This window comes from Acidovorax sp. HMWF018 (genome assembly GCF_003061035.1).
In the GTDB taxonomy this organism is placed as follows: Bacteria; Pseudomonadota; Gammaproteobacteria; order Burkholderiales; family Burkholderiaceae_C; genus Acidovorax; species Acidovorax delafieldii.
In genome coordinates, this window is the sequence record NZ_QAIM01000654.1 from 7,310 (window position 1) to 9,075 (window position 1,766).

Here is a 1,766-nt window from a genome sequence, read left to right on the forward strand (position 1 = left end):
GTGCTGAAACGGGTACCGATTTCGTTCTGGCCGGCGCCCGCCACTTCGTGGTGGAACACTTCGACCGGAATGCCCAGGGATTCGAGGATCAGGGACATCTCGGCGCGCATGTCTTGCGTGCTGTCGACGGGAGGCACGGGGAAATAGCCGCCCTTGACGGTGGGGCGGTGGCCACGGTTGCCGCCTTCGAGCTTGGCGCCTGTGTTCCAGGGGGCCTCGTACTCTTCGATTTCGTAGAACGTGTTGTTGGGTTCAGTGCTCCAGCGCACGCCGTCGAAGATGAAGAATTCTGGCTCGGGACCGAAGTAGGCCGTGTCGCCCAGGCCGGAGGCCTTCAGATAGGCTTCAGCACGCTTGGCAATGGAGCGGGGATCGCGGTCGTAGGCCTTGCCATCAGTGGGCTCGATCACGTCGCAAGTCAGAATCAGCGTCGTTTCTTCAAAGAACGGATCGATGTTGGCCGTGCTCGGGTCGGGGATCAGCTGCATGTCGGAGGCTTCAATGCCCTTCCAACCGGCGATCGACGAGCCGTCAAAGGCATGGCCCGAAGTGAACTTGTCTTCGTCGAAGTGAGAGACGGGCACCGTGGTGTGCTGTTGTTTGCCACGGGTATCAGTGAAACGGAAGTCAACGAACTTGACTTCGTTCTCCTTCACCATCTTCATCACGTCTGCAACGGTCTTGGCCATCAGGTTCTCCTGGATAAAGCGCTTGTTGAAAAAAGAGTTTGCCGAAATAAAAGCAGTTTGCGTGCCAGCCGAGTGCAGCACCGCACTATGAAGGAGCGCTACCCGCGACAGGTCGGCGTGGCATGCGCGAAAAAGCACCAATACGGTGCAATCCGTCTACCAAATCTGAGTCTCACAGGTTGCGCACCAATTCAGGGCCGCAATTCGCACCAAATTCGTGCAATCCTGTTTTCAAAGCCTGCCATGCAGCAGGCACCGAGGACGCGGGCCCTTTGACACCCAGTTCGATATGCCGCCCATATTGTGGATGATCTACGCTGGGCAAACTGAACACCCGCACATCCGGGTGCGATTTTTCAATCTGCTCCATGAGGGGCGTCAAGGCTGCCTCCATCGCACCATAAACCACCACCGACTGCTCGGTCTGCGGTGCCCGGTTGAAGTGGGCTGCGTAGTGCTGCTCCAGCACCCACTCGATCATGGGCCAGGCCATCACAGGAAAACCTGGAACGAAGTGCACGGCACCACCTCCTGGCCCGTCGCAACTGAAGCCGGGAATCTTGTTGTAAGGATTGGGAATGATGCGCGCGCCCACCGGGAACATGCCCATGTTGAGGCGGTGCACGTTGTCGGACCGGTCGGGCTCATAGGGCACGCCCTGCTCGCGCGCCACATCCTGCATGCGTTCGCGAATCAGCGTCTCGGCTTCTGGGTGCAGGGCCAGATCCCGGCCCAGGGCACGTCCAGCACATTGCCGCGTGTGGTCGTCTGGGGTTGCGCCAATGCCGCCACACGAGAACACCACATCGGCCGACGCGAACGCCCGCTGCAAAGTGGCCGTGATGCGGTCCGGGCTGTCGCCCACATAGTCGGCGTAGGCCAGCGACAGGCCCCGCGCCGATAACAGGTCGATCACCTTGGGCATGTGCTTGTCGGCCCTTTTGCCTGACAGTATCTCGTCACCGACGATGATGAGACCAAAGGTGGGGGTCATGGTGGATTGTCTCCAGGGTTCGGATTTGCAGGGGGCGGCAGCGCGGGGGCTGGGGGTGCCGCCATGTTCAATGCTGGCGCTTC

General features: G+C 60.2%; 2 protein-coding genes. Both read right to left on the minus strand.

Translation table 11 applies throughout. The features are described 5' to 3' along the window. Positions 1 to 689 (minus strand): glutamine synthetase beta-grasp domain-containing protein (locus DBR23_RS31990; RefSeq protein ID WP_233250788.1); only part of this gene is annotated, 689 nt, incomplete at its 3' end. A gap of 172 nt (positions 690 to 861) precedes the next feature. Continuing rightward, positions 862 to 1,683, minus strand: a complete 822-nt coding sequence (locus DBR23_RS27445; RefSeq protein ID WP_108500167.1) for a molybdopterin-binding protein — start codon at positions 1,681 to 1,683, stop codon at positions 862 to 864. Positions 1,684 to 1,766: the final 83 nt, after the last annotated feature.

Coding starts and splice junctions, on each gene's coding strand:
- DBR23_RS27445 (WP_108500167.1), bottom strand. CDS start 1,683: ATGACCCCCACCTTTGGTCTCATCATCGTCGGTGACGAGATACTGTCA.